General features: G+C 73.3%; 15 protein-coding genes. 3 read left to right on the plus strand and 12 right to left on the minus strand.

Annotated elements, in window-relative coordinates:
• Positions 1–169 precede the first annotated feature (169 nt).
• Positions 170–973, plus strand: coding sequence for an IclR family transcriptional regulator (locus ACFSL2_RS04925; protein ID WP_377196770.1), 804 nt, complete (start codon positions 170–172; stop codon positions 971–973).
• A gap of 31 nt (positions 974–1,004) precedes the next feature.
• Here the strand turns inward: ACFSL2_RS04925 and ACFSL2_RS04930 are convergent, their stop codons facing one another.
• Both ACFSL2_RS04930 and ACFSL2_RS04935 read right to left on the minus strand, forming a co-directional pair.
• Positions 1,005–2,222, minus strand: a complete 1,218-nt coding sequence (locus tag ACFSL2_RS04930) for a cation:proton antiporter (protein WP_377196771.1) — start codon at positions 2,220–2,222, stop codon at positions 1,005–1,007.
• Complete coding sequence (locus ACFSL2_RS04935; RefSeq protein WP_377196772.1) at positions 2,219–2,857, minus strand: PadR family transcriptional regulator; 639 nt, start codon at positions 2,855–2,857, stop codon at positions 2,219–2,221. The genes ACFSL2_RS04930 and ACFSL2_RS04935 overlap by 4 nt, the downstream gene beginning before the upstream one ends.
• Before the next feature lie 67 nt (positions 2,858–2,924).
• On the opposite strand from ACFSL2_RS04935, the gene ACFSL2_RS04940 reads away from it, so the two are divergent.
• Complete coding sequence (locus tag ACFSL2_RS04940; RefSeq protein WP_377196773.1) at positions 2,925–4,148, plus strand: FAD-dependent oxidoreductase; 1,224 nt, start codon at positions 2,925–2,927, stop codon at positions 4,146–4,148.
• Here ACFSL2_RS04940 and ACFSL2_RS04945 read toward each other — a convergent pair.
• Entirely contained in the window at positions 4,143–5,321 is a 1,179-nt protein-coding gene (locus ACFSL2_RS04945; protein WP_377196774.1) for an epoxide hydrolase family protein, read from the minus strand. The two genes, ACFSL2_RS04940 and ACFSL2_RS04945, sit on opposite strands and share 6 nt — an antisense overlap.
• A gap of 101 nt (positions 5,322–5,422) precedes the next feature.
• Between ACFSL2_RS04945 and ACFSL2_RS04950 the strand changes: the two genes are divergently transcribed.
• Positions 5,423–6,028, plus strand: a complete 606-nt coding sequence (locus ACFSL2_RS04950; RefSeq protein ID WP_377196775.1) for a CGNR zinc finger domain-containing protein — start codon at positions 5,423–5,425, stop codon at positions 6,026–6,028.
• Between the two features lie 138 nt (positions 6,029–6,166).
• Here the strand turns inward: ACFSL2_RS04950 and ACFSL2_RS04955 are convergent, their stop codons facing one another.
• From ACFSL2_RS04955 to ACFSL2_RS04995, 9 genes are all read right to left on the minus strand, one after another.
• Positions 6,167–7,000 (minus strand): class II fructose-bisphosphate aldolase, encoded by an 834-nt coding sequence (locus ACFSL2_RS04955; protein WP_377196776.1) that lies wholly within the window; start codon positions 6,998–7,000, stop codon positions 6,167–6,169.
• A gap of 17 nt (positions 7,001–7,017) precedes the next feature.
• A complete protein-coding gene (locus ACFSL2_RS04960; protein ID WP_377196777.1) occupies positions 7,018–7,938 on the minus strand; it encodes a 1-phosphofructokinase family hexose kinase in 921 nt (306 codons plus the stop codon).
• The gene (locus ACFSL2_RS04965) at positions 7,935–8,939 is read right to left on the minus strand and encodes an ROK family protein (RefSeq protein WP_377196778.1); all 1,005 of its coding nucleotides are present in this window, start codon (positions 8,937–8,939) and stop codon (positions 7,935–7,937) included. Before ACFSL2_RS04965 ends, ACFSL2_RS04960 begins: the two co-directional genes overlap by 4 nt.
• Entirely contained in the window at positions 8,936–9,850 is a 915-nt protein-coding gene (locus tag ACFSL2_RS04970) for an SIS domain-containing protein (RefSeq protein ID WP_377196779.1), read from the minus strand. The genes ACFSL2_RS04965 and ACFSL2_RS04970 overlap by 4 nt, the downstream gene beginning before the upstream one ends.
• Positions 9,851–9,911: 61 nt before the next feature.
• Positions 9,912–13,874 (minus strand): endo-alpha-N-acetylgalactosaminidase family protein, encoded by a 3,963-nt coding sequence (locus ACFSL2_RS04975; protein ID WP_377196780.1) that lies wholly within the window; start codon positions 13,872–13,874, stop codon positions 9,912–9,914.
• 59 nt (positions 13,875–13,933) lie between these two features.
• Positions 13,934–15,763, minus strand: coding sequence for a glycoside hydrolase family 35 protein (locus ACFSL2_RS04980; RefSeq protein WP_377196781.1), 1,830 nt, complete (start codon positions 15,761–15,763; stop codon positions 13,934–13,936).
• Positions 15,760–16,641, minus strand: a complete 882-nt coding sequence (locus tag ACFSL2_RS04985) for a carbohydrate ABC transporter permease (protein ID WP_377196782.1) — start codon at positions 16,639–16,641, stop codon at positions 15,760–15,762. The genes ACFSL2_RS04980 and ACFSL2_RS04985 overlap by 4 nt, the downstream gene beginning before the upstream one ends.
• Positions 16,638–17,534, minus strand: coding sequence for a carbohydrate ABC transporter permease (locus ACFSL2_RS04990; RefSeq protein WP_377196783.1), 897 nt, complete (start codon positions 17,532–17,534; stop codon positions 16,638–16,640). The genes ACFSL2_RS04985 and ACFSL2_RS04990 overlap by 4 nt, the downstream gene beginning before the upstream one ends.
• Entirely contained in the window at positions 17,531–18,850 is a 1,320-nt protein-coding gene (locus ACFSL2_RS04995) for an ABC transporter substrate-binding protein (RefSeq protein WP_377196784.1), read from the minus strand. Before ACFSL2_RS04995 ends, ACFSL2_RS04990 begins: the two co-directional genes overlap by 4 nt.
• Positions 18,851–18,918: the final 68 nt, after the last annotated feature.

Genomic DNA, 18,918 nt, shown 5'->3' on the forward strand with positions numbered 1-18,918 from the left:
ACCCTTGATCTGTGAACCGCGTTCGTCTATGTGAACTTGCCTGACGATAGGCGTGATGCGGTTCACTGGTCAAGGGGCTGAAGCATGTCCATGTATGCGAACTAGCGGTAGTCTCGGATTCACCCGGGGCGGTCCCGGTGCCCCGCAGCAGTACCAGAGGAGAGCGTTCATGCAGCTTCAGAGGGAGCTCCAGAGTGAGACGACCGGCACGAGCGACGCCGGTCCGGTCAAGTCCGCGGCCCGCGCCCTGGACCTGCTGGACGACATCGCGGCCCACGGCCCCGGCACCCAGCTGCAGCTCTCGACGCGCCTGAACATCCCCAAGAGCAGCCTCCACGCGCTGCTGCGGACCATGACCGACCGGGGCTGGCTGCAGACCGACCCCACCGGGAGCGTCTACCAGCTCGGCATCCACTCCCTCGTCGTGAGCTCCGCCTACCTCGACGGCGACCCCGTGCTGGCCCGGGCGACGTCGGTGCTCGACGAGGTCGCCGCCGCCACCCAGGAGACGGTCCACCTCGGGCGGCTCGACGGCGCCGACGTCATCTACACGGCCAAGCGCGAGTCGGTGCACCCGCTGCGCATGCACTCCGCCGTCGGGCGCCGGCTACCGGCGTACGCCACCTCGCTGGGGCGAGCCCTGATCGCCGAGATGCCGGCCGAGGCCCGGCGCGACCTGGTGCCGGAGTCCATCTCCGCGATCACCCCGCACACGACCACCGACAAGGAGGCCGTGCTCGAGATCATCGACCGCGCGGCCTACCAGGGCTACGCCACCGAGAGCGAGGAGTCGTGCCTCGGCGTGCGGTGCTTCGGCGTGGCGCTCCCGTTCGGCCACCACGCCGTCGACGCGATGAGTGTCGCGGTGCCGATCAGCCGGCTCGGCGACGGGCGCGAGGACCACATCATCGAGACCCTGCTCAGCGTGAAGGCACGGCTCGCCGCCGTGCAGGGCAACAGCCTGGTGCGCTAGCCCTGGGGCCGCTGCTCGCTCCGGTCCGCGCCTACAACGCGTCGGACCTGTCCTCGTCCGTGCGCTCGGCGCCGCCCGGCACCGGCACGTCGCCGCGCAGCCGCTCGGCGACCATCGGGTAGACCAGCACCGAGACGATGCCCGCCACGACCAGAGCGGCGGCGTTCGCCGGCGGCAGGACCCCCGCGCCGACGCCGACGGTGGTGATGACCACGAGCAGCGGCAGGGCGCTCGCCGACATGAACCCCAGCGCGAGCGCGTCCCGGCCGCCGAGCGCCCGCCGGTGCGCCAGGAACGTCGGCAGACCCCGCACCGCCAGGAACAGCACCGCGAAGAGCGGCACGGTCGCGAGGACCGCCGGCTCCTCGATGATCGACCGCACGTCGAGGACCACGCCGCTCATGACGAAGAAGATGGGCACGAGGAAGCCGAAACCGATGCCCTCCAGCCGCGGCGTGACGACCGCGGCCTCGGCCGGATCGCCCGCACCGAGGAAGAGATGGACCAGGATGCCCGCGGTGAACGCGCCGAGCACCGGGTCCAGCCCCAGCGTCTCGGCCAGCGCGAACATCCCGATCACCACGAGGACGCACAGCCGGACCGCGACCTGGGAGCTGGTGCCGAGCGTCGCCCTGACGACCCGGGCGAACCGTGCGGAGCGCGGCTTGCGGGCCAGCCACGCGCCGCCGACCGCGAGCGCCGCGAAGAGGACCAGTACGACGAGGGTGCGCAGCGGGCGCTCCCCGCTGAGCACGAACGCGATGGCCAGGATCGGGCCGAACTCCCCGACGGTCCCTACCGCCAGGACCCGGTCACCGAAGGGGGTCCTGGACGCGCCGGAGTCGCGCACGATGGGCAGCACGATGCCGAGCGCCGTGGTCGTCAGGGCCAGCCCGATCACGAGGCCGGTCCGCGGGCCCGCCAGCAGCATCCCGACCGCTACGCCGAGCGCCAGGGAGACCACCCAGCTCCACGACGCCGTCCGCAGGGGGCCGCCGCGGATCCGGGAGAACTCGATCTCGTACCCGGCGAGGAACATCAGAAACGCCAGCCCGAGGTCCGACAGCGTCGCGAGGACCTCGGTCTCGTGCACCAGCCCCAGCAGCACCGGACCGATGAGCACCCCGAGCAGGATCTCGACGACGACGGCGGGCACCTTGAACCATGGCTCGACCCGGTCGACCACGAACGGCGAGAGCACTGCGGCGGCGGCGATCACCACGAGCATCGTCACGGTCTCGAGCGTCATGTCTCAAGAGTCGTGCCCCGGCGGCCGTCGTGCGAGGCGAGCGCCGACCTCGGCCGCCACTCCCGGTCCCAGGTGATCCGGCCGGCCCGCAGGTCGCCCAGCACCGCCTCGACCCATCGGAGCTCGGCCGCGGTGACGGTGCGCAGGAACTCGTGCTCCAGGAAGAGGAGCCGGGGCAGGCCCATGCGGTCGGCCTGAGCCGCTTCGTCGTCGGCCCGGTCCAGCTCCTCCTGGAGCGCACGCACCCGTTCGGCCAGCAGCTCGATCGCGAGCTCCGGCGTGAGGCTGGGCAGCGCGGCGATCGCGACCGGGAACTCGGGGTACTCCTGGGCGGGCGTGCTGAGCATCGTGCGCAGCCACCCGGCGAGCGTGGACCGCCCGGACCCGGTGAGCCGGTAGACGGTGCGCTCGGGCCGGCCGGGGTCACCCTCGACCCGGTGCACCTCGATCAGCTCGGCACGCAGCAGCCAGTCCAGCGTCTGGTACAGGCTGTTGCGGTGGGCGACGTTGACGATCCGCGCCTTGTGCCGCTCGGTGATCAGACGCTGCATGCGGTAGGCGTGCATCGGCTCCTCGTCGAGCAGCTGCAGCACCTGCACCGCCAGTGGTGACCGGCGTGGAGCCCGCGGGGCCATGGGCCTACCTCCATCTCTTGTGCGACCGAGGGTCGGCTGCGCCTGCCATTCTATGTATAGTGTTACTATGACTAATCAGCGTGCAGCCACGGCCCTGATCATCGGCGGCGGGGTCGGCGGACCGGTCGCCGCGGCCGCCCTGGCCCGGGTGGACGTGGAACCCGTGGTCCTCGAGGCCCACTCCGGTCCGGCGGACCAGCTCGGAGCCTTCCTCACCCTGGCGCCCAACGGCCTGGCCGCACTGCGGGCGGTGGGGATGGTGGAACGGGTCCGGGCCGCCGCCAGCTTCGCCACGACGCGCACCGAGTTCGTCAACGGCGCCGGACGCCGCCTCGGCCTGCTGGGCGACGAGTCGCACCTGCCCCCGGAGCTGCGCAGCGTGACGATCACCCGCGCCGCCCTGCAGCGCGCGGTCACCGAGGCCGCGACGGACCAGGGCGTGCGCTTCGAGTACGACAAGCGGCTGCGGGGCTACGCGGAGGAGGGCGCCCAGGTCACGGCCACGTTCGACGACGGCACCGACGCCGCCGGCGACGTGCTGCTCGGCGCGGACGGCATCCACTCCGCGGTGCGGGACGGGCTCAGCCCCGACGGACCGCACCCCACCTACACGGGTCTCCTCGGGATCGGCGGGTTCGTCCCCGCGGCGGACATCCCCCCGACGCCGCCCGAGACCGTCCGCATGGTCTTCGGCAGCCGGGCCTTCTTCGGCTACCAGTGCGCACCGGACGGGCGCACGTTCTGGTTCGCGAACCTGGGGCACAGCGAGCGCAGCCGCGAGGAGATCGCGGCCCACGGCGACGAGGCGTGGCGGGCGCACGCGCTCGACCTGTTCGACGGCGACCTGCCCGAGCTCACCCGGATCATGGAGGCCGCCGACCCCGCCCAGTTCCGCCCGCTGGGCACCTACGACCTGCCCTCGCTGCCCCGGTGGCACCGGGGCAGGGTCGGGATCCTGGGCGATGCGGCGCACGCCGTGTCACCGTCGAGCGGGCAGGGCGCGTCCCTGGCCCTCGAGGACGCCCTGGAGCTGGCCCGTCAGCTGAGCCGGCACGACCCCGCCGCGGCACTGGCCGCCTACGAGAGCGCGCGCCGCGACCGGGTCGAGCGGATCGCGGCCGTGGGGCGCCGGCGCGGGACGCAGAAGGCCGGCTCGTCACACCCCGTCGCGCTGGCCGTGCGCGACGTCTCGATGCGGATCGCCTTCACGCTCATCGGGCGCTTCGGCTCCCAGCGGTGGATCACCGACTACCGCCCCGACGTCGCCGACGCGTCCCGAGGGCGCTCATGAGTTGACCCGAGCGGCCAGCACGGCCGCGAGCCCCTCCCGCAGATCGTCGACGAAGAGCTCGGGCACCTCCAGCGACGGGAAGTGCCCGCCGCGCGCGGGCGTCCGCCAGCGGACGATCCTCCGGTAGCGCTCCTGCGCCCAGGGGCGCGGGCACTTCTCGGTGTCACGGGGATACATGGTGAGCGCCGACGGGACGTCGACCCGGAGCTCGGGGTCCAGCGAGTCGTGGCTCTCGTAGTAGATGCGGGCCGCCGACGCCCCCGTCCGCGTCAGCCAGTAGAGGGTGACGTCGTCCAGGACGCTGTCGACGGAGATCGTCTCGAACGGGCTGTCGTCGGTGTCCGACCACTCGGCGAACTTGTCGAGGATCCAGGCGAGGAGCCCGACCGGTGAGTCGACGAGCGAGTAGCCGATGGTCTGCGGACGGGTCGCCTGGAGCTTCGCGTACGCCGCGCGCCTGCCCCAGAAGTCACGGGTGTCCTCGACCCACCGGCGCTCGGCAGGCGTCAGCCCGTCCGTCGTCAGCCCGGGCGGTCCCTCCGCGAACGTGGTGTGGATGCCGAGGACGTGCTCCGGGAACCGGCCGGCGAGGACCGTGGTGATGTTGCCTCCCCAGTCGCCGCCGTGGGCCACGAACCTGCCGTAGCCGAGCCTGCCCATCAGCTCCACCCACGCGGCCGCGATCTTCTCGGTCCCCCACCCGGTGGTGGCCGGCCTGTCGCTGAACCCGAAGCCTGGTAGCGACGGGACCACGACGTGGAACGCCGGTGCGTCCGCGGCGCGCGGCTCGGCCAGCTCGTCCACGAGACCGAGGAACCGGACGATGCTGTCCGGCCAGCCGTGCGTCAGGATCAGCGGCGTGGCGTCCGCGCGCGAGGATCGGCGGTGCAGGAAGTGGATGCCCAGGCCGTCGATGGTCGTGCGGAACTGGCCGATCCGGTGGAGGCGCTCCTCGAACGACCGCCAGCTGTACCCGGTGCGCCAGTAGTTCACGACCTCGACCAGATCGGCGAGAGGCACGCCCTGCTCCCAGCGGCGCGGGTCCGGCGCCGCGCGACGGACCGTCTCCGCCTCCGGCAGCCGCGCCGCGGCCAGGCGCGCGCGCAGGTCGTCGAGGTCGGCATCGGACGCACGCGCCTCGAAGGGCAGCACGTCGCTCGTCGTACGGGGCATGGGACCTCCTGGCCGTCGTGGGACCGGCCACCACGTCGCGAACCGGCTATGACGGTTCTAGCAGGTCCCGGAACCGCACCGCAACCACCTATGGTGGTTCCATGCGTGCTGAGCTCCCCGACTTCCGCCTCGGTAGCGTGCTGGCGACCAGCTTCACGGCGACCCTGACGGAACGTCAGGGCGACTCCGTGGAGCGCATCCCCACACCGCAGCGACTCGTCGACTGGTTCGCGGTCAACGACCTCGCCGTCGACTCCTGCACCACCGCCCAGCTCGACCTCGCCCGCGAGCTGCGGGAGTCGGTCCACGCCGCCGCGACCGCCGCCGCGACCCAGCAGGCCCTGCCGGCACCCGCTGTCCGGGTCATCAACGACCGCAGCAGGGCAGGCCGGGCCGCGGCCGTCCTGACGCCCGGGCGGACGCGGCGCTGGGAGCTGGGCCCGGCGTCCTGCGTGGAGGACGCGCTGGGCGTGATCGCCGCCGACGCGATCAGCGTCATCGCGGGCGAACGAGACGGACGGCTGGCCCTGTGCGCCTCACCGACCTGCCGGGCCGCCTTCTTCGACACGAGCCGGAGCCGCACCCGCAGGTGGTGCGACATGAACACGTGCGGGAACCGTCAGAAGAAGGCGCGCTTCAGGGCGAACCAGCGCCTGAGCGACGCAGCCGGGCGTTCTCCAGACCCTCGAGCAGCAGGTCGAGGGTGAAGGTGAACTCTGCCTGCGTGTCGCACACCACGGGAGAGCACGAACGGCTCCCCGCTGTGGAAGTGGGGAGCCGTTCGCAGTCCGCTGTCTCATTCGGACCCGCCGGCACCCGCAGGCGCCGGAAGACTGCTGCCCATCCTACAGGGCGAACAGCCGGAGCAGCCGGGCCGCCTCCGCGGTGACCGCCGCCCGGCCCGCGGCCACGTACTTCCGCGAGTCGACCACGTCGGCGTGCTCGGCCAGGTAGCTCCGCACCGCTGCGGTGAAGTGCTTGTTGAGCTGGGTCGAGACGTTGATCTTGGTCATCCCCGCGCGGACGGCCGCCACGAGGACGTCGTCGGGCACCCCGGAGGACCCGTGCAGCACGAGGGGTACGTCGAGCGCGTCCCGCAGGGCGGCGATCAGGCCGAGGTCGAGCGTCGCGTTGCGCTCGGTCATGGCGTGCGACGAGCCGACCGCCACCGCGAGCGCGTCCACGCCGGTGTCGGCGACGAAGCGCACGGCCTCGCCGGGGTCCGTGCGCACCCCGGGCGCGTGGGCACCGTCCTTGCCGCCGACCCGACCGAGCTCGGCCTCCACCGCCACCCCGGCGGCGTGCGCGTGGGCGACGACCCGGGCGGTCGCCGCGACGTTGGCCGCGTACTCGAGCGTCGAGCCGTCGAACATCACGGACCCGAAGCCGAGGTCCACCGCTGCCCGGGCCAGGTCCTCGTCCTCCGCATGGTCGAGGTGCACGGCGACGTCGGCGTCCGCGGCGCGGGCGAGCTCGAGGCAGGCGCGGGCAAGGGGCTGCAGCGACCCGTGGTAGGCCACGCAGTTCTGCGAGAGCTGGAGGACGACCGGCCGGCCGCTCTCCTCGGCCGCGGCGACGAGCGCCTCGGCCGTCTCCAGGTGGACGACGTTGAACGCGCCGACACCCGTGGGGGCGGTGACGGCGGCGGAGAGGATCTCCGCGGTGGGAGTCAGGGGCATGGGGTTCCTTCGTGCGGTCAGTGGTGGGTGAGCTCGACGTCGCGCTCGAGGCCCTCGTAGCCGGGGTCGAGCTCGCCGGCGAGCGGGGCGAGAACTGCTGCGGCCGACCACGCGACGGCCCGGCGCAGCAGGGTGGTCGTCGACGTGGCCTCGGCGAGGGACACCGCGGCGGCGGCCACGGCCGCGTCCCCGGCGCCGGTGGGGTTGCCCCGCAGCGCGCGCGGCAGCCGTGCGCGCACCACCTCGTCCGGCCGGGCTCCGTCGAGAGCGACCATCCCGTCCCCGCCCAGGGTGACGACGACCCGGCGGGCGCCGGCATCGAGGAGGGCTCGTCCGCCGGCAACCGGGTCGGTGGCACCGGTCGTCGCCGTCAGCTCGTCGAGGTTCGGTTTCACCAGGTCGGCCCCCGCGGCGCAGGCCGCGAACAGCGCCGGGCCCACGGCGTCGACGACCACCGGCACCCCGGCGGCGCGCGCGGCGCCTACGAGGTCGGCGGGGAAGTTCTCGGGCATCCCCGGGGGGAGACTGCCCGAGATCACGAGGCACGCGGCGGCGCCGAGCCCGTCCAGCACGGCCGCCCGCAGCGCGGCCACCTCCGCGCCGGTCAGGTGGCTCCCGCGCTCGTTGAGGATCGTGGTGTCCCCGGCGGCCCCGTCCACGAGGGCCAGGCTCCGCCGTGTCTCGGCGGCGACCGTGACCGCCTGGTGCCGGATCCCGGAGGCCACGAGGTCACGGAGCAGGTCGGCGCCGGCGGTGCCGCCCGCGGTGACGACCGCGAGCACCGGCCGCCCGGTCTGGCGCACGACCCGGGCTACGTTGACCCCCTTGCCGCCCGCCCGCACGGCGGGCGCGTCGACGCGGAGAGAGACGCCGGGGCCGAGACCGTCGGCCCGGTAGGTGACGTCGATCGCCGGGTTCGGGGTGACCGTGACGATCATGGCTCCACCCCGGTGGTGGGGGTGGCCGGCTCCCGGGCCGACAGGTCTCGGGTCAGCAGGTCTCGGGCCAGCAGCGCCGCCCCGAGCACCCCGGCGTCCTCGCCGAGAAGCGCCCGGGTCAGCAGGGGGCGCCGGTGGTAGGTCAGCAGCGCGTCGAGCCGTGCGCCGAGGGGGCCGAGCAGCGCGTCCCCCGCCTGGGACAGCCCGCCGCCGAGCACGATCACCTGCGGCGCGAGCAGGGCGACGGCGTGCGAGAGGCCGAGGGCGAGCGCGTCGAGCGCGTCGTCCCACACCGCGACCGCGGTGGGGTCTCCGGCAACGGCCGCCACCAGCACCTCGCGTGCGCCGGGGACGGGTGTCCCCGTGGCCTCGCCGTACCGGCGGGCGACCGCGGCGGCGGACGCGACCTGCTCGAGGCAGCCGCGGCCCCCGCAGACGCAGCCGGGCCCTTCGGCGACCCGGGCGTGCCCGATCTCTCCCGCGAGACCGCCCCCGCGGTAGGGGCGCCCGCCGAGCACGAGGGCTGCCGAGATGCCCGTGCCCAGCGCGACGACCATCGCGTCCTGGTAGCCCGCCGCGGCGCCCAGCCGGCACTCGGCCCACCCCGCGGCCGCGACGTCATGGCCCACGGCGACGGGCAGCCCGAGCCGCGCCGTCGCCAGGTCCGCGAACGGGGCGTCCCGCCAGCCGAGGTTCTCGGACCGGACGCCGACTCCCCGCTCGTCGTCGACGATGCCCGGCACGACCAGCCCGAGGCCCTCCGGCTCGACGTCCGGGTGGCGGCCCCGGAGCTCGGCCGCCGCACGGACGACCTCGTCCACCACCCGCTCCGCCGGTCGGGCGGCGTCCCGCGGTGTCGGACGCCGCAGCACCTCCCGGACGGTCCCCCCGCCGTCGATCAGCGCCGCCTTCGTGTCCGTCCCGCCGACGTCGACCGCCAGCACCGCCGGCCCCGGGCCGAGGCCGGCGCCGGGACCGGCGGCCGCGTGCTCGACGGTCACGAGTCCTCGAGGACGACCGAACGGGTGAGGTTGCGGGGGGCGTCGGGGTCGAGCCCCCGGCGGCGGGCCCGCTCGAGCGCGACCGCGTGCACGCGCACGAGCTCGGCCAGGGGGTCGACCGTGCTCTGTTCGAAGTGTGCGCCGGTGGCCCTCGTGTCGTGGTCGATCCCGGCCGGCATCTCGCCGAGGGCCCATGTGACGCGTCCCGGCGCGGCGATCGCGATCGGCCCGTGCCGGTACTCCTTCGCCGGGTACGACTCGGTCCACGACTGGGCGGACTCCCGCATCTTCAGGGCTGCCTCGTGCGCCAGCCCGACGGTCCACCCGCGGCCGAGGAACGTGTGCTGCTCGGCGTCCACGAGGACGTCGGCGAGCGGCTCGGCCAGCACGGCCCGGGCGTCGGCGGCTGCCGGCGCCAGGTCGTGGCCGAGCGTCGCCCGCAGGTAGGCCAGGGCCGTCGTCGCGAACCGGGTCTGCACCACCGACCGCTCGTCGGCGAAGGGCAGTGCCACGACGTCGTCGACCAGCTCGACGAACGGGCTGCGCTGGTCGCCGACCACGCCCAGCGTGCGCACCTTCCCGCGCAGGCGCTCGACCAGCTCCAGCACCTCGGTCGTGGTCCCCGACCGGGTGATGGCCACGACGGCGTCGTAGCCGCGGCCGACGAACGCCTCGGACGCGGCGAACGCGTCGGTCTCCCCCTGACCGGAGCTCTCGCGAGCCGCGGCGTACGACTGCGCCATGAACCATGACGTACCGCAGCCGATCACCGCGACCCGCTGCCCCACCGCAGGGGCGGCGCCGCCGGCCCGGACGAGATCGGCCGCCAGCTCCCAGGTCTCGGGCTGCGACGCGAGCTCCGCGGCCATGTCTGCGCCAGGTGTCCGCCCCTGCGGTGTTGCCTGAGTCATCGTTCTCCTCGTGAGTGATGGGTTCTTCAGTGCCCATCAGGCTCCTGATGGGCGGTCTTGGTCAAGCGGTACAGGTCAGCCTGGCACCTGCCCAGTCCGCGTGGTCGTTGCCGATACCGTCGCCGCCGTCGGTGACGACCAGGTCGAGATAGCGCACACCGGTGACGTCGGCCCGCAGATCCTGGGTCTCGCCACCACCGCGCAGCACCGGGGTCTCGGCCAGCGAGACGCCGTCCCCGAGCACCTCGAAGGCCACGGAGCCGCGCGACTGGACGTCGTCGACGCCCACCGTCGCGGTGAACGACTCGCACCGTGCACCCAGGAACAGCCGCACCGTCGACGGGGCGTGCGTCCCGATCCCCTTGTCGTAGACGGTGCCGCGCAGGCTGAGCGGCGTGCCGTCGCCCTGCCCCTGCTCACCGTTCGACAGGTCCCGCTCCACGGGCCCCCAACCGTTGCGGGCCTCGACGAACGGCAGGTCGCTCGCCCAGTGCTCACCGGCGGACGGCGGCACCACCACGTGCACCTCTGTGGTCGCCTCGACGGTCCGGGCGCCGACCGGGTCGGCCGTCGTGGTGTACTCCGCGCCGGCGGTCAGCGGGTACGCCTCGGTCGTGACGTCCCCCCGCGGCGTCACCTGCCACGTGGTGACCAGCTCGCCACCGCTCCGGACCGTGCCGGCCGAGCTCTCGTCGGTCGCCGTCACCGCCCAGCCCTCCGGCACGTCCAGAGCGACGGAGACGTCCGCGACGTCCGCCGGCTCATGGACCCGCAGGGTGGTGGTCACGGTGTTGGCGACGCCGGGCTCGAGCGCGGCACGCTCGGGCTCCACGTCGAGCGACGCGCAGGCCGGGATCTCGGCGGCCGCGCCGAGGTCCTCCACGAGGAAGTTGTCCAGCACCAGGTCGGCCTGGTCGCCTCCCCCGACCGCCTTGTGCAGCCCCACCCACGTGTCGCCGCACGCGGAGGCCACGACCTCCTCGCTGAACCGCTCGGTCCCCCGCTGCTCACCGATCGCGGTGGAACGTGTCTCCACCGAGGACGGTTCGCCGGAAGCGACCGTGTCGTACCCGTTGACCCAGGTGTAGTAGCCGCCGTGGCCGGACTGGTGGTCGAAGCTCACGCGGTACCTGTGCCCCGGCACGAGGTCCACCGTGGCGGGCGTGGTGCGGTAGACCAGCCCGCGGTTCTCCTCGTGCGCCTTCAGCGACCACTGCCCGTCGATGGCGTCGTCCACGAGCTTGCCGTTCCAGCCGGCCTGCGTGTACGGCGCGTTGCGCCGCGCCAGGTGGGTGCGCGGGTCGGTCACGCCGCCCGCGTTCCCCTTGACGAACGGCCCCCAGCCCTGCGGGACGTCCTCGAAGTCCTCGAACGCGACGACGTCCGCGGCAGCGGCAGGCGCCTGCGGGCGCTCGGCCCGCACGACCCGCAGGTCGTCCAGACGAACGACCGCCTCGCCCTCGCCCGTCCGCACGGTGAACGTGGGCCGGGTCGGCGCGTCGACGTCGAACCGGACCTGCACCCGCTGGTAGTACCGGCTGTGCTTGTCGTACGCCGCCACCTCGTTGCGGGCGGTCGACCGCTGGACCACGACGGACGACCCGCGCACGTCGGCCCCCGAGACCTCGAGCGTCGTCCGCCGCGACGCCCCCGGCTGCACCTCGACCCAGGCGCTCGCCGCGTAGGTGCCCGGCGCGAGCTCGGCGAGGTCCTGCGAGAGCTCCGCGGCGCCCGCACCGAGCTGCGCCACGTGCTGCCCGTTGTCCAGGCGCTCGCGCGTCACCGCACCCGCGGTGCGGTAGGCGCCGAGGTCCGCGGCGTCGAAGCCGGGGTTCACCACGGGGGTCCCCGCTCCCCACGCGACCGTCGCAGCGTCCGGTGCGGCCAGGCTCGTGCCCGGGACGTCCGGGAAGAGGACGTACGGCTGCCCCGCCTCGGCGTCCACGGTCACCTCGCCGCCGTCGACCGGCACCACGCCGACGCGCTCGCGGCCGGTGTCCGTGAGCCGGTAGACGGTCAGCTCCCCCGCGTCGGCGAGGTCACCGGGCAGCGTCCACGTGGTCGCCCCGCCGGCCGGGTTGTAGTGGTACAGCTTGTCGCCCTCGGCGGCCCGGCCGGCGGCACCCGGAGCGTCGGCGGCGTTCCACGGCAGCAGGTAGGTGTCGCCACGCGCGACGACGGCGTCCCCGACGCGGATCTCCCGGCCGCCACCCGCCTCGCGTGCGGTCACCCCGTCGGTGAAGGCGATCTCGCCGTCCCCCCACCGCACGATCTCGTGATGCTGCAGGAACTTGGTGGGCAGGTTCGTCTCCCAGATGTTGGTGTAGAAGGCGTTCCAGTCGACCTCACCGGTCCACCCCTCCCACTCCACGATCTGGGCGTTGCCCAGGAGCGGGTGCGGGTTCCACGTGTCCTTCTCCGCGTTGCGGATGAACCGGGCGATCTGCGAGTTCAGCCCCTTGTTGGACGACCCGCCGTAGCTCTCGTCGGCGGACCAGTGGCTCCACAGCGAGTCCGCCTCGAACTTGTCCGACCACTCCGTGGCGAGCTGGAACTCGTTCTCGCCCGCGGCGTCGACGAGCTCACGTGCCTGCCAGCCGTAGTTGTAGTAGACGTCCACGTAGAGCAGGTCGAGGTCGCCGCCGGTCTCATCGGCGAGCTGCCCGATGCGCTCGGCCAGGTCCCCGCTGTTGATGTCGCGGCGCTGGTCGATGTAGTACGACTGGCCGAGCCAGTTCCAGCCCTCGGCCGTGGGGTCCACCAGGTCCTCGGAGAAGGCGTTCGCCTCGGCGTACGACTCCGTGGCGTTGATGTGCACGCCGAAGTCGGCGTTCCAGTCTCCGCCCTCGGCCATCAGCGTGCGCATGTCCCGCAGGCCGCCGGCCCGCTCGTTGTAGTTGCCGCCGTAGTCGGGGTGCGCGGAGTCGTGCCCCTCGGCGCCGTATCCCTTCAGCAGCGCCATCTGGCCCAGGCCTTCCGTGGCCAGGGAGATCCGCTTGACGTCGTCGAGCGTGCGCAGGAACGGGTGCGTCGCCTGCGAGGCGAAGTTGAACGGGATGTGGGTCACCACCCGGTCGGACACCTCCCCGGCGCCCTCGGCCCGCGGCGCGGCGTCGCGGTAGGCGATGGCTCCGTCCTGCCAGTCCGTCGTCCCGTCCTCGTTGGCGTCGCCGGCCACGACGACCGTGGCGTACGGCAGCTCCTCGGTGCGCGAGGCGCCGTCGGCCCGGTGCGTCCAGGCGCCGCTCCACAGGCCGACGCGCTTGTCGGCTCCGTCGGCGAACGCCTGCCGCCGGAGACGGTTGCCGTCCCGCGCGGCCTTGCCCTGCGCCTCGTCGTACACGCTGTTGGTGATGACCGAAGCGGCCAGGCCGTTGGCGCTCACGATGGCGTACGCGGAGCCCGACGGCTCCTCGTCGACGGGCGTGGCGGCCGTGACCTCGTCGAAGGTGTCGCCCGTCCTGCCGCGGTCCACGGACAGGACCGCGCTCGCCACCGACGCGTTCGCGTCGGCGGACGAGACGGAGAGCAGGTCGTGCCCCGGGATCTCGAGCATGCCCACGCGGTGCTCTGCGGTGTCGACGATCTTCGTGACCTGGAACCGCACCTCGGCCCCGTGGACCCGGAGCGTGGCGTCGATCCGCACGCCCGGCAGCTCGGGGAAGGTCAGGCGGTACGCCGCCGAGCTCGGCGTCGTGCGGGTGCGCTCGACGTCGACGGCGTACGCCGTGCCGTCGATCGTCACGGCGGTCACGGGGCGGGTGCTGCCGCTCAGCGTGGCACCGCTCGCGCGGTCGGTATAGCTCAGCACCCGGGGGAAGTCGGCGGCGACCCGCACCGCCAGGGACTTCGAGCGGAGGGTGAGCTCGCCGGTCAGGGCCTCGGCGGACGCCACGGGCGTCGCGCCCGCCGGGGCCGTCGCGGCCGCAGGGGCCGCGACGAGACCGGCGCACGCGGTAGCGAGCGCAGCGGTGACGGCGACGGCGCCGCGCGCGCTGCGGGAACGGACTGGTGGTCTTGCCATACGGGATCTCCTCAGGTCGGGCGGGTCGACGTCGACCCGCCAGGGGCGGTCCGTGCTGGTCAGAACTCCTCGACGTACTCCTGCGCGACGCCGAGGTCCGGCGCCGGCACGAGCTCGAGGGGTGCACCGGCGCGGTGCTGCTCCAGCACCGTCACCGTGTTCTCCCCGCGCCGTAGCAACGGTGCGGGGACGTAGAGGGTGCGCTGCGGGCCGATCTCCCAGTACCGGCCCAGCAGCGCCTCGTTGACCCAGACGAACCCCTTCGCCCAGCCCGGCAGGGCGAGGAAGGTGTCCGCCGGTGCGTCGACGCGGAAGGCGGTCCGGGCGAGCACCTCGTGCCCGGGTCCGGCCGGGACGACGGCGTCGGGCGCCGCGGCCCAGAGCGCGGCGGGTGCGACCCGGTCGAGCGCGACCGGCCGGGACGACCAGCCGTGCACGATGCGGCGGTCCACGAGGACGTCGCCGAGGATGCCCTTCGGCTCACCGAGCCGCGGGCCGTAGTTGACGCGGCCCAGGTTCTCGACGACCAGCTCGAGCACGACGTCGGCCCCCTGGCCCGTCACGACGAGGCCCTCGTGCGCGGTCTCCCGCTCGAGGACACCGATCGGCGTGCCGTCGACGCGCACCGTGGCCCGGTCGTGCAGGCCGAGGACGCTGACCACCGACTCGCCGCGCGGGAGCCGGGTGACCGCCCGGTAGAGCACCAGCCCGGCGTCGAGCCCCAGCTGCTCGAACGTGCGCGGGCGCGGCGACCGCTCCCCCGCACCCGCCAGCGCGCTCAGCGCGGCTGCGGCGGGGCGGTTCGCCGTCGGGGGGAGGACGCGTGCGGCCAGGCGGGCCGGCGGCACGGACCACGACGCGTCGAGCGCGTCGCTCGGCAGATGGGCCGAGCGGAACGGCTCGAACACCTCCCGGAGCGCGTGGAACTTCTCGGTGGCGGTGCCGTCCTCCGCGACCGGCGCGTCGGAGTCGTAGCTGGTGACGGTGGGCTGCAGCCGGCTGCCGTCGTGGTTGGCCCCGGCCCACAGACCGGAGTTGGTGCCGCCGTGCGCCATGTACAGGCTCACCGACCCACCGAGCTCCAGGATCTCGCCGACCGTACGGGCGGCGTCGTGCGGGTCGCGGGTGTGGTGCGGCTCGCCCCAGTGGTCGAACCAGCCGTTCCACATCTCCGCGCACAGGAACGGCTCGCCGGCGGGCCGGCGCTGTGCGAGCAGGTCGCGGGCCTGCCCCGGCTTCGAGCCGAAGGTCGCCGCGGCGAGCACGCCGGGCAGCGAGCCGCCGTCCTGCATGAGGTCGGTCGGCCCGTCGGCCGTGAAGAGGAGCTCGGTGACGCCGCGCGCGACCAGAGCCTCACGCACCCACGCCATGTACGCGTGGTCCTCACCGAAGCTGCCGTACTCGTTCTCCACCTGCACGGCCACGACGGGGCCGCCGCGGTCGGCCTGCAACGCGGCCACCCGGGGCACCAGCTCGTCGAACCAGCGGGCGACGGCGTCGGTGAACCGGGGGTCGCTGGTGCGCAGCGCGATACCCGGCGTGCCCGTGAGCCACACCGGCAGCCCGCCGTTGGACCACTCGGCGCAGATGTAGGGCCCTGGTCGGACCACCGCGTCCATGCCGAGCTCGCCCACCAGGCCGAGGAACCGCTCGACGTCGCGGCCACCCGTGAAGTCGGGCCGGCCCTGCTCCGCCTCGTGCCAGTTCCACGGCAGGTAGGTGTCGACGGTGTTCAGCCCCATCGCCCGGACGCGGGCCAGCCGGTCGCGCCAGAGGTCGGGATGCACGCGGAAGTAGTGCACCGAACCGGACAGGACGCGGTGCGGCACCCCGCGCCGGAGCAGGCCGTCGCCCGCGACGGTGAGCGCGGCGGGCCCCGGGGCGGTCACTTGAGGGCTCCCGTCGCCAGGCCGGAGCGCCAGAACCGCTGGAGGGACAGGAAGGCGACGATCAGCGGCACCACGGCCACGAACGCGCCGATGATCACCATGTGCCGCTCGATCTGCCCGGACTGCACCAGCGCGTTCCAGGTGACGAGCCCGACGGTGACGGGCTTGAGGTTCTCGTCGATCAGCACCTGGGACGGCAGCAGGAAGTTGTTCCAGATCTCGACGAACTGGAAGAGGAAGATCGTCACGAGCGCCGGTGACATCATGCGCAGCCCGACGCCGAAGAAGATGCGGCTCTCGTGCGCCCCGTCGAGCCGGGCGGCCTCGACCACCTCGTCGGGCACCGAGGAGGCGGCGAAGACGCGGGCGAGGTAGACGCCGAACGGGCTGACGATGCTCGGCAGCAGCACCGCCAGGTACGTGTTGACGATGCCGACCTGGGAGAACATCAGGAACAGCGGCAGCGTGAACAGCACCTTGGGCACCAGCACCGCACCGAGCACCACGGCGAACAGCGCCCCGCGACCGGGGAACTCGAACTTGGCGATCGCGTAGCCGGTGGCCGCGGCGACCAGGGTGCCGACGCCGGCGCCGACGATCGAGTAGAGGGCGGCGTTCCCGAGCCAGACCGCGAAGATGCCGTCCTTGTAGGCGAACAGGTCCGCGATGTTGCCGAAGAGGTCGAAGTGGCTGAACCACAACGGGCTGCCGGCGAAGGTGAAGCCCTCGGCCTTGGTCGCGGCGACGAGCAGCCACCAGAGCGGGAAGAGGAAGTAGAGGCTGGTCAGCACCAGCACACCGGTGACGAGGACGCGGCTGCGCGCGGTCGACTCGACGGTGTCGCGTCGGGGCCGCACGGCCGGGCGCGGGGCGCTCACGAGGACCTCCGGGAGGTGATGCGGAAGAACAGGACGGACAGCACCGCCACGCCGAGCGCGAGGATCACCGACTGCGCCGCGGCGTAGGGGTAGTTCGCCGCGGTGATCGAGGCCTGCGCGGCCATCAGCGGCGTGTAGTCCGGCCCGATGGCGCCGGTGCTCGACGAGAGCACGAACGGCTCGTTGTACAGCTGGGCGGAGCCGATGATCGAGAACACCGTGGTGAGCAGGAGGGCGGGGCGCACGAGGGGCACCTTGACGTGCCAGGCGATGCGCCACGGCGAGGCGCCGTCCAGCTTGGCGGCCTCCAGCACCTCGCGTGGGACGCCCTGCAGGGCGGCGTAGATGATGATCATGTTGTAGCCGGTCCAGCCCCAGGTCACGACGTTGGCGACCGACCAGAGCGTCAGGTGCGTGCCCAGGAAGTCGACGGTGAGGCCGGCGGGCTCGAGCAGCTCGTTGAACGGGCTGTCGGTCGGTGAGTAGAGGAACGACCACATGAGGGCCGACACGACGGTGGGCACCGCGTACGGGGCGAAGCTGGCGAGGCGGAAGAAGCCCTTGCCGCGTGCCGAGGCGGAGTCGATGAGCAGCGCGAGCACGAGCGCGAAGACGAGCATGACGGGCACCTGCACCACCCCGAAGAGGAGCACCCGTCCGAGGGACGCGACGAAACCGGAGTCCTGCAGGGCCGCCGCGTAGTTGAACCACGGGTCGAAGACCTCGGTCGGGGGCGTCAGCCCGAGCGCGTCCCGCTCGATGCGGAACAGGCTCTGGTAGATCGCGTAGCAGATGGGTGCCACGTACACCGTCGCGAAGAGCAGCACGAAGGGGGCCACGAACCACAGGGCGATGCGGGCCGTCCGCGAGCGGGCGGGTGTCACGGAGGTCACTCGCCGACCGTGATGCCCTGCTTGGACAGCCCGTCGATCGTGGCCGCCTTGGCGTTCGCCAGCGCGTCGGCGATCGTGGCGTCGCCCTGCTGCGCGTACGCCTTCTTCGTGTCCGCGGCGAACGTGCTCATGAGGGTGGACACGCCAGGGCCCCACTGCCAGCCGTCCGCGACGTTCCCGGCGGCGTCGACGAAGACCTCGTCCACGACCTGGCCGCCGAAGTACTCGTCCCCCTGGGTCAGCAGCTCCGACCCGAGCCCGTCGACCGACGCCGGCAGCGTCCCCGCCGCCTCGATGACGGCGTCGACCGCGTCGGTGTCGGTGGACAGGAAGTGCGCGACCTGCCAGGCCGCCTCCGGGTCCGCGCAGCCGGCCAGCACCGCCGTGGCGCTCCCGCCGACGTTCCCGGTGGTGCTCTCCCCCTCCTCCCACGTGGGCAGCGGGGCCACGGCCCACGAGCCGGAGGCCGCGGCGGCCGAGTCCTTGAGGATCCCCTTGAACCAGGCCGCGCCGACGATCGTCGCGATGCTGCCGTCGGACAGCCCGGACGCCCAGGCATCGCTCCAGATGCCCGCCCCGATCAGGCCGTCGTCCGTCAGGCCCTGCCAGTAGTCGGCGACCTCCTGGTTCTCGGGCGAGTCGTTCGTGATCGACCACTGCCCGCCGTCGACGGAGTACCACGGGGCACCGGCCTGCCAGGCGAAGCCGGTGTAGTCGAAGTCCTCGTAGGTGCCCGTCAGGGCGACACCGGCCTGCTTCAGCCGCTCGCCCGCTTCGCGGTACTCCGCCCAGGTGGTGGGGACCTCGATCCCGTGCTGCTCGAAGACGTCCTTGTTGTAGAAGAGCACCATCGGGCCCTGGTCCTGCGGGGCGCCGTAGACCCGGTCGCCGACCGTCACGCCCGACCAGCCGGCCGGCGTGTAGGCGTCCGCGTCCGGCGCCGCGACGTCCGTGACCTCCAGGAGGTTGCCCTCGGAGACGAAGCTGGGCATGGTCTCGTAGCCCACCTGGGCCAGGCACGGCGCGTCGCCCGCCTTGATCGCGTTGCGGATCTTGTCGTAGCCGCCCTTGCTCCCCGGCTCGATCTCGGTGTGCTTCACCTGCACGTCGTCGTGCGCGGCGTTGAAGGCCTCGGCCGCCTCGTCGTAGCCCTGCGCCCAGGTCCAGACCTCGATCTCCGTGGGGCTGCCGTCGTCGGCGCCCGAGGCTCCCGCCGTCCCGCCGCCACCGCACGCGGCGAGGCTCACGGCGGCCAGCGCGGCAACGCAGGCCACCCCTGCCCCTCGTGCGGGTCCGCTCTCCGTTGAACGCTTCATCTCTGACTCCTTCTGACGACTCTGTGCTGAGGAGCGGCGCGGTCGCCGCAGGGGAACGCGCACACTGT

The sequence above is a fragment of the Promicromonospora aerolata genome, from assembly GCF_042682255.1.
GTDB lineage: Bacteria > Actinomycetota > Actinomycetes > Actinomycetales > Cellulomonadaceae > Promicromonospora > Promicromonospora aerolata.

Bases quoted from the DNA above. Each gene is read 5' to 3' on its own strand.
- ACFSL2_RS04970 (WP_377196779.1), bottom strand. From the start codon at position 9,850: ATGACTCAGGCAACACCGCAGGGGCGGACACCTGGCGCAGACATGGCC.
- ACFSL2_RS04945 (WP_377196774.1), bottom strand. From the start codon at position 5,321: ATGCCCCGTACGACGAGCGACGTGCTGCCCTTCGAGGCGCGTGCGTCC.
- ACFSL2_RS04930 (WP_377196771.1), bottom strand. From the start codon at position 2,222: ATGACGCTCGAGACCGTGACGATGCTCGTGGTGATCGCCGCCGCCGCA.
- ACFSL2_RS04975 (WP_377196780.1), bottom strand. From the start codon at position 13,874: ATGGCAAGACCACCAGTCCGTTCCCGCAGCGCGCGCGGCGCCGTCGCC.
- ACFSL2_RS04940 (WP_377196773.1), top strand. From the start codon at position 2,925: ATGACTAATCAGCGTGCAGCCACGGCCCTGATCATCGGCGGCGGGGTC.
- ACFSL2_RS04995 (WP_377196784.1), bottom strand. From the start codon at position 18,850: ATGAAGCGTTCAACGGAGAGCGGACCCGCACGAGGGGCAGGGGTGGCC.
- ACFSL2_RS04960 (WP_377196777.1), bottom strand. From the start codon at position 7,938: ATGATCGTCACGGTCACCCCGAACCCGGCGATCGACGTCACCTACCGG.
- ACFSL2_RS04925 (WP_377196770.1), top strand. From the start codon at position 170: ATGCAGCTTCAGAGGGAGCTCCAGAGTGAGACGACCGGCACGAGCGAC.
- ACFSL2_RS04950 (WP_377196775.1), top strand. From the start codon at position 5,423: ATGCGTGCTGAGCTCCCCGACTTCCGCCTCGGTAGCGTGCTGGCGACC.
- ACFSL2_RS04935 (WP_377196772.1), bottom strand. From the start codon at position 2,857: ATGGCCCCGCGGGCTCCACGCCGGTCACCACTGGCGGTGCAGGTGCTG.
- ACFSL2_RS04955 (WP_377196776.1), bottom strand. From the start codon at position 7,000: ATGCCCCTGACTCCCACCGCGGAGATCCTCTCCGCCGCCGTCACCGCC.